The sequence below is a fragment of the Streptomyces sp. NPDC037203 genome (assembly GCF_055605065.1).
Genome location: NZ_JBVJUC010000014.1, coordinates 123797 through 130482, shown reverse-complemented (window position 1 = coordinate 130482; position 6686 = coordinate 123797). Strand labels below are relative to the sequence as shown.

Below are 6686 nucleotides of genomic sequence, written 5' to 3'. Positions count from 1 at the left end.
GCTGTTGAGTTCTCAAGGAACGGTCGCTTCCTTTGTACTCACCCTCTCGGGCTTTCCTCCGGGCTTCCCTTCGGTGTTTCCGACTCTATCAGATCCTTTCGGCTCCGATTCCCGGTCGGCGGGATTTGCCTCGGGGCTTTCGGCTTTCGCCTCGGCCCTTTCGACATTCACTACGTTAGCTCATTCCCGGCGGGGCTCATAATCGAGTCCCGCGGATTCGAATTCGGGCGCGCGAACGCGTCGAAAACGACCCCGGTGAAGGGGTTGGGCTAGGTAGTGGGTTGGCCGCTCCGGCTGCTGGCGATCGCCGTACCCGGTTCAGCGGCTTGGGATACATTACGCACCTTCGGGGGGCGAGTCAACTTCGCCTGCGCCGGGGGACATGGGCGCGGTACGGGCTCACCGTCGGGTCGTCGGCCACCCAGTAGCGCCAGGGGTGGATGTCGCCGTTGCCGCCCTCGCCCGCCACCCCGGTGCGCGGACCGCTCCGTACCTGTTCGGCGGGGACGGGAGTGCCGGTCAGAACGCGCAGCGGAGTGTCGCCGGAGGTGCAGGCGTCCGTGCCGTCGAGCGCACGGTCGACCTCCAGTGCGGTGGCGAGCCGGGCCGGGCCCTTGGCGAGTTCCTTGTCGTTGCGGGCGGAGGGCCGGCGCTTGCGGGCCAGCTCCGCGCCCTCGACGACCTCGCCGGCCCGCAGCAGTACGGCGCTCGCCCTGCCCTCGGGGCCGCAGACCAGGTTCATGCAGTGCCACATGCCGTAGGTGAAGTAGACGTACACGTGTCCTGGCTCCCCGAACATCACCGCGTTGCGTGCGGTGCGGCCGCGGTAGGCGTGGGAGCCGGGGTCATTCGGGCCGTCGTACGCCTCGACTTCGGTGAGGCGTACCGAGATCGGGCCGTCGGGTGTCGTGCGGACCAGGATGCGGCCGAGGAGGTCGGGGGCGACCTCGGTGACCGGGCGGTCGAAGAAGTTCCTGGGCAGGGGCGTACGGTCCGGGGGCGCGATCATGCCCTCCGAGGGTAGTGCACCGGGGCGGTCCCTTCGGGGCACGGCCGGGGGAACCGGCCGGGGGCTGATCGCGTTTGTAGGGGCGAGGTCCGTTCGTAAAGGGAGAGTCAATGGCGTTCAAGAAGCTGCTCGCGAGCCTCGGAGCCGGCGGTGCCTCGGTCGAGACGGTACTGACCGAGGTGAATGTCGTACCGGGTGGCGTGGTCCAGGGCGAGGTGCGGATCCAGGGCGGTTCCGTGAACCAGGCCATCGAGGGACTGTCCGTCGGCCTCCAGGCGCGGGTCGAGGTCGAGAGCGGCGACGAGGAGTACAAGCAGGACATCGAGTTCGCCAAGGTGCGGCTCGGCGGCGCCTTCGAACTTCAGGCCGGCGCCGTGCATGCGGTCCCGTTCGGTCTGGAGATCCCCTGGGAGACGCCGGTGACGATGATCGACGGCCAGGCACTGCGCGGCATGCACATCGGGGTGACGACCGAGCTGGCGATCGCCCGTGCCGTCGACTCCGGCGACCTCGACCCGGTCAACGTGCACCCGCTGCCCGCGCAGCAGGCGATCCTCGACGCGTTCATCGAGCTGGGCTTCCGTTTCAAGAACGCCGACATGGAGCGCGGCCACATCCGGGGTACCCGGCAGCGGCTGCCGTTCTACCAGGAGATCGAGTTCTACCCGCCGTCGCAGTACCGGGGCCTGAACCAGGTGGAGCTGAGCTTCGTGGCCGACGAGCACGCCATGGACGTCGTCCTGGAGATGGACAAGAAGGCGGGCCTGTTCAGCGAGGGCTCCGACACCTACCGCTCCTTCCAGGTGGGCCACCAGGACTGGCAGGGGACCGATTGGGCGGCGTACCTGAACCAGTGGCTGTCCGAGGTCGGCAGCCGGCGCAACTGGTTCTAGGCTCGCTCTGTTCTTTCCGGAACACGATCAGGAGGTATCAAGGTGACCGAGCTCAAGAGGCGACCGCTCCCCCATGACTTCCACCCGCCGGTGCCGTCGTTCACGGTGACGAGCGCGGATGTCGAGGAGGGCGCCACGCTGAAGGGCGCTCAGGTCTACGCGGACGGGAACATCTCGCCCCACCTGCGGTGGGAGGGCTTCCCGCCGGAGACCAAGAGCTTCGCCGTGACCTGCTACGACCCGGACGCGCCGACCGGCAGCGGTTTCTGGCACTGGGTCCTGTTCGACATTCCGGCCTCGGTGACGGAGCTGCCCGCGGGTGCGGGGAGCGGCTCGTTCGAGGGCCTGCCGGCGGGCGCCGTCCACGCGCGCAACGACTACGGGACGCGGGACTTCGGCGGCGCCGCGCCGCCGCCCGGCGACGGCCCGCACCGTTACGTGTTCACCGTGTACGCGGTGGACCAGGAGAAGCTGGGTCCGGACGCGGACGCCTCGCCCGCCTTCGTGGGGTTCAATCTGCGGTTCCACACGCTCGCGCGGGCGCAGCTCATCGGCGAGTACGAGAACACCGAGCAGGGCTGATCGCCCGTCTCCTTTCAGCCAAGCGTTCATTGAACGTTTGCCCGCCTCCGGTCTTGGAAGTGATCGGAGGCGGGCATTTTTTATTGCGTTGTCCATCTCGGCGCGCCCGTCCAGAGTTGATCCGAGCCCGCCGGGGGGTGGGCAGGTGCGCACGGGAGGTGGGCTGGATGCGGGACACGCTGGTGCTGAACGCGAGTTTCGAGCCGCTGTCTACGGTGACTCTGAACCGAGCCGTGGTCCTGGTGCTCCAGGACAAGGCGGTGGTCGAGCAGGCCCATCCCGAGCTGCGGATGCGCGGGGCCGATGTGGACATACCCGCGCCTCGGGTGATCAGGCTGTGCAGATATGTACGGGTGCCGTTCCGAAGACAAGCGCCGTGGTCGCGGCGGGGGGTGCTGGTGCGGGACCGGCACCGGTGCGTGTACTGCGGGCGCAGGGCGACGACGGTGGACCATGTGGTGCCGCGGGCGCAGGGTGGGCAGGACACGTGGCTGAATACGGTGGCGGCGTGTGCGGAGGACAACCACCGCAAGGCGGACCGGACGCCGGAGGAGGCGGGGATGACGTTGCTGCGGGCGCCGTTCGAGCCGACGCCGGCGGATGCGATGCTCTTGGCTCTGCGGCAGGACGACGTGGACGGCCTTCCTGAGTGGCTCGCCAGGGACGCGGCCTGAGCGTCCGCCCGGTTCCGTCCGGCAGCGGGTGCGGGTCGTCGTGAGTTGATCGCGCGGTTCCCCGCGTCCCTCGGAGGGTGCTGCGGGGAACCGGCGTTCCGTCGTGGCCCTAGTCGATGCTCGGCTTTTCGCGGCGTTCTGCCGCGGGGCCGTTGTTCTGGGCGGGAAGGGTGGCGCCGCTGTTGCCGCCGTTGCCGCCGCCGCCCAGGGGGCCGAAGTTGCCCATGGCGCCGGAGAGGCCCTTGAGGGCGTCGCCGATCTCGCTGGGGACGATCCAGAGCTTGTTGGCGTCGCCCTCGGCGATCTTCGGGAGCATCTGGAGGTACTGGTAGGACAGCAGCTTCTGGTCGGCGTCGCCGGCGTGGATCGCCTCGAAGACCGTGCGCACGGCCTGGGCCTCGCCCTCGGCGCGCAGGGCGGCGGCCTTGGCCTCACCCTCGGCGCGCAGGATCTGGGACTGCTTCTCGCCCTCGGCCGTGAGGATCGCGGCCTGCCGGGTGCCCTCCGCGGTGAGGATCGCGGCGCGCTTGTCACGGTCGGCGCGCATCTGCTTCTCCATCGAGTCCTGGATGGAAGTGGGCGGCTCGATGGCCTTCAGTTCCACGCGGTTGACGCGGATGCCCCACTTGCCCGTGGCCTCGTCCAGGACGCCGCGCAGGGCGGCGTTGATCTCCTCGCGGGAGGTCAGCGTGCGTTCCAGGTCCATCCCGCCGATGATGTTGCGCAGCGTGGTGACGGTGAGCTGCTCGATCGCCTGGATGTAGCTCGCGACCTCGTAGGTGGCCGCGCGGGCGTCCGTCACCTGGTAGTAGATGACGGTGTCGATGTTGACGACCAGGTTGTCCTGGGTGATCACCGGCTGGGGCGGGAACGGTACGACCTGTTCGCGCAGATCGATGCGGTTGCGGATGGTGTCTATGAACGGGACGACGATGTTCAGGCCCGCGTTCAGGGTCCGCGTGTAGCGGCCGAAGCGCTCGACGATGGCCGCGCTGGCCTGTGGGATGACCTGGATGGTCTTGATCAGGGCGATGAAGACCAACACCACCAGAATGATCAGGACGATGATGACCGGTTCCATCGTGTTCCCCGTACCCCTCTCCGCCTGTTCAAAGGATCTTGCCCGTCGAGTCTGACAGACTCCGGCCCAACTCGCGGGCAGGATGGCTCAGATGACGATCGCGGTGGCTCCTTCGATGTCCACGATGTCCACCTCCTGGCCCGCCTCGTAGGCCCGGTCGGCGTCCAGGGAGCGGGCCGACCAGATCTCCCCGGCGAGCTTGACGCGGCCGCCGGAGCCGTCGACCCGTTCGAGTACGACGGCCTGCTTGCCCTTCAACGCCTCGACGCCGCTGGCGAACTGCGGGCGCTGCCTGCTGTGCCGGTTCGCGATGGGCCGTACGACGGCGATGAGCGCGACGGAGACGACGAGGAAGGCGAGCACCTGGACGACGACGCCGAGGCCGAGGGCGGCGACGATCGCGGCCGCGACGGCTCCCACCGCGAACATGCCGAACTCGGGCATGGCGGTGACGACGAGCGGGATTCCGAGCGCGGCCGCGCCGACGAGCCACCACACCCATGCGTCGATGTCGTTCACGTGGTCATCGTAGGGCCACGATCGGGCGGCGGACAGGGCGCGTTGAGGGACCCGGCGGGTTTGCGCGGGGGTCCGGGCGGGGGGTGGGGCGGCGGACGGCCGGGGGCCGCAGGATCAGGACAGCGGCAGGCCGTGGGCCGTCCAGCGCTCGCCGACCTGCTCGACCACGAGCGGGAGGCCGAAGCAGCGGGAGAGGTTGCGGGACGTCAGCTCCAGCTCGATCGGGCCGGCGGTGAGGACCTTGCCCTGACGGATCATCAGGACGTGGGAGAAGCCGGGGGCGATCTCCTCGACGTGGTGGGTGACCATGATCATCGAGGGAGCGATGGGGTCGCGGGCGAGCCGGCCGAGGCGGCGGACCAGGTCCTCGCGGCCACCGAGGTCGAGACCGGCGGCGGGCTCGTCCAGCAGCAGCAGCTCGGGGTCGCTCATCAGGGCGCGGGCGATGAGGGTGCGCTTGCGCTCGCCCTCGGAGAGGGTGCCGAAGCGGCGGTCGAGGTAGTCGTTCATGCCGAGACGGTCGAGGAAGGCACGGGCGCGCTGCTCGTCCACGTCCTCGTACTCCTCCTTCCAGGCGGCGGTCATGCCGTAGGCGGCGGTGAGGACCGTCTGGAGGACCGTCTGGCGCTTGGGGAGCTTCTCGGCGAGGGCGATGCCGGCCACGCCGACGCGGGGGCGCAGCTCGAAGACGTCGGTACCGGGCTTGCCCAGGGTCTCGCCGAGGATGGTGGCGGAGCCCTTGGTGGGGTACAGGTAGCTGGAGGCGACGTTCAGGAGGGTGGTCTTGCCGGCGCCGTTGGGGCCGAGGATGACCCAGCGCTCGCCCTCCTTCACCGACCAGGAGACCTGGTCCACCAGAGCCCGGCCCTCACGGACCACGGATACGTCCTGAAGCTCCAGAACATCGCTCATGAGCGCGTTGTCTCCCCTTGCAGTGTGGCCGGTCTCGGCTGTCGCGTACGCCTGTGGCGCGGTCCGCCGCGCCGGTGGGCACGGCCCCTATGAAATCTACGCCACCGGCGCGCCGGTCCATTCCATCGGTCCGGTCCTTAGGGTGGGGGCATGCTCACGGAACCGCGTTCAGGACGCCTTGCCGCATGGGGAAACGCCCTTTTGGCCGGACTTGTCTCTCCGGATGACGCAGCGCTCGCCATTGTGGGTGAGGACACGGTCCACCGGGTGGCGGGGCTGCCCGGCGAGACCGCGCCGGTGGGGCTCACACTCGCGCTGGGGCGGCTGCGGGCGCTGGGCGCGACGGGGCTGCGGGTGGCGCTGCCGGCGCCCGGTCATCCGCTGGGACTGAGCGGACCGCCGGAGTTCAACGCGCGGGCGCTGGAGGCCCGGGAGGCGGCCGTCTGCTTCGGCACCGCGTTCGGGCTGGTGCCGGAGGTGCACGAGGCCGGGCCCGCGGGTGATGCGCATGTCGAGGTGGTCTGGCACGCCCTGCCCGTCCGCGAGGCACCGCCCGCGGACGTGCCCTCACTGGGCGAGGCGGAGCGTGAGCTGGCGGAGGCCCTGCGTGACGCGACGGCGCTGCTCGCCCGGCTCGACGTGGCCGCCTCCGGCCCGGTGGCCGAGGCCGCGATCGACGCGTACCGGGCGCGGGCGGAGGCCGGCCGCGAGATCCTGGCGCCGGGCTATCCGCCCCGCGCGGCCCGTGTGCTGGAGCTGGCGCAGCGGATCGCGCTGCTGATCTCCCTCGCGCACGACCATGGCCACGGGGCCGCGGTGACCGCCTCGGAGATGGCGGCGCGCACCGAGGCGCTGCGCCCGGTGGAGCGGACGGCCCGGCGGGCGCAGGTGGCGGCGTACAACTCGATGGTGGAGGAGCGGGAGCGGGGAGTGCGCTGACCTGCGGGGCCGGGCGGCGGGGCCGGGGTGCGGGCAAAGGGACGGGCCCCCCGGTGGTTCCGGGGGGCCCGAGCCGC

General features: G+C 70.3%; 8 protein-coding genes. 4 read left to right on the top strand and 4 right to left on the bottom strand.

Annotated features, from left to right (window positions below; translation table 11 throughout):
- Window positions 1-358 precede the first annotated feature (358 nt).
- Window positions 359-1009: a DNA-3-methyladenine glycosylase gene (locus ACZ7EC_RS29965; RefSeq protein ID WP_471067447.1), complete on the bottom strand. Its 651-nt coding sequence runs from the start codon at window positions 1007-1009 to the stop codon at window positions 359-361.
- Window positions 1010-1119: 110 nt separating this feature from the next.
- Here ACZ7EC_RS29965 and ACZ7EC_RS29960 point away from each other — a divergent pair, with 110 nt between their 5' ends.
- The 3 genes from ACZ7EC_RS29960 (at window position 1120) to ACZ7EC_RS29950 (ending at window position 3158) form a co-directional block, all read left to right on the top strand.
- Window positions 1120-1902 carry a sporulation protein gene (locus tag ACZ7EC_RS29960; RefSeq protein WP_471067445.1) on the top strand — a complete coding sequence of 261 codons (783 nt, stop codon included), beginning with the start codon at window positions 1120-1122 and terminating at the stop codon, window positions 1900-1902.
- Window positions 1903-1944: 42 nt separating this feature from the next.
- The gene (locus tag ACZ7EC_RS29955; RefSeq protein WP_471067443.1) at window positions 1945-2484 is read left to right on the top strand and encodes a YbhB/YbcL family Raf kinase inhibitor-like protein; all 540 of its coding nucleotides are present in this window, start codon (window positions 1945-1947) and stop codon (window positions 2482-2484) included.
- Between the two features lie 167 nt (window positions 2485-2651).
- On the top strand, window positions 2652-3158 hold the full coding sequence (locus ACZ7EC_RS29950; RefSeq protein ID WP_471067441.1) for an HNH endonuclease: 507 nt from the start codon (window positions 2652-2654) through the stop codon (window positions 3156-3158).
- Window positions 3159-3267: 109 nt separating this feature from the next.
- Here the strand turns inward: ACZ7EC_RS29950 and ACZ7EC_RS29945 are convergent, their stop codons facing one another.
- The 3 genes from ACZ7EC_RS29945 to ACZ7EC_RS29935 all read right to left on the bottom strand — a co-directional run bounded on the left by ACZ7EC_RS29945 (window position 3268) and on the right by ACZ7EC_RS29935 (window position 5670).
- Window positions 3268-4239: an SPFH domain-containing protein gene (locus ACZ7EC_RS29945; protein WP_471067439.1), complete on the bottom strand. Its 972-nt coding sequence runs from the start codon at window positions 4237-4239 to the stop codon at window positions 3268-3270.
- An 87-nt stretch (window positions 4240-4326) separates the two neighbouring features.
- On the bottom strand, window positions 4327-4758 hold the full coding sequence (locus ACZ7EC_RS29940) for an NfeD family protein (protein WP_471067438.1): 432 nt from the start codon (window positions 4756-4758) through the stop codon (window positions 4327-4329).
- A gap of 114 nt (window positions 4759-4872) precedes the next feature.
- A complete protein-coding gene (locus ACZ7EC_RS29935) occupies window positions 4873-5670 on the bottom strand; it encodes an ABC transporter ATP-binding protein (protein WP_471067436.1) in 798 nt (265 codons plus the stop codon).
- Between the two features lie 150 nt (window positions 5671-5820).
- Here ACZ7EC_RS29935 and ACZ7EC_RS29930 point away from each other — a divergent pair, with 150 nt between their 5' ends.
- Window positions 5821-6609 (top strand): hypothetical protein, encoded by a 789-nt coding sequence (locus tag ACZ7EC_RS29930; protein WP_471067434.1) that lies wholly within the window; start codon window positions 5821-5823, stop codon window positions 6607-6609.
- Window positions 6610-6686: the final 77 nt, after the last annotated feature.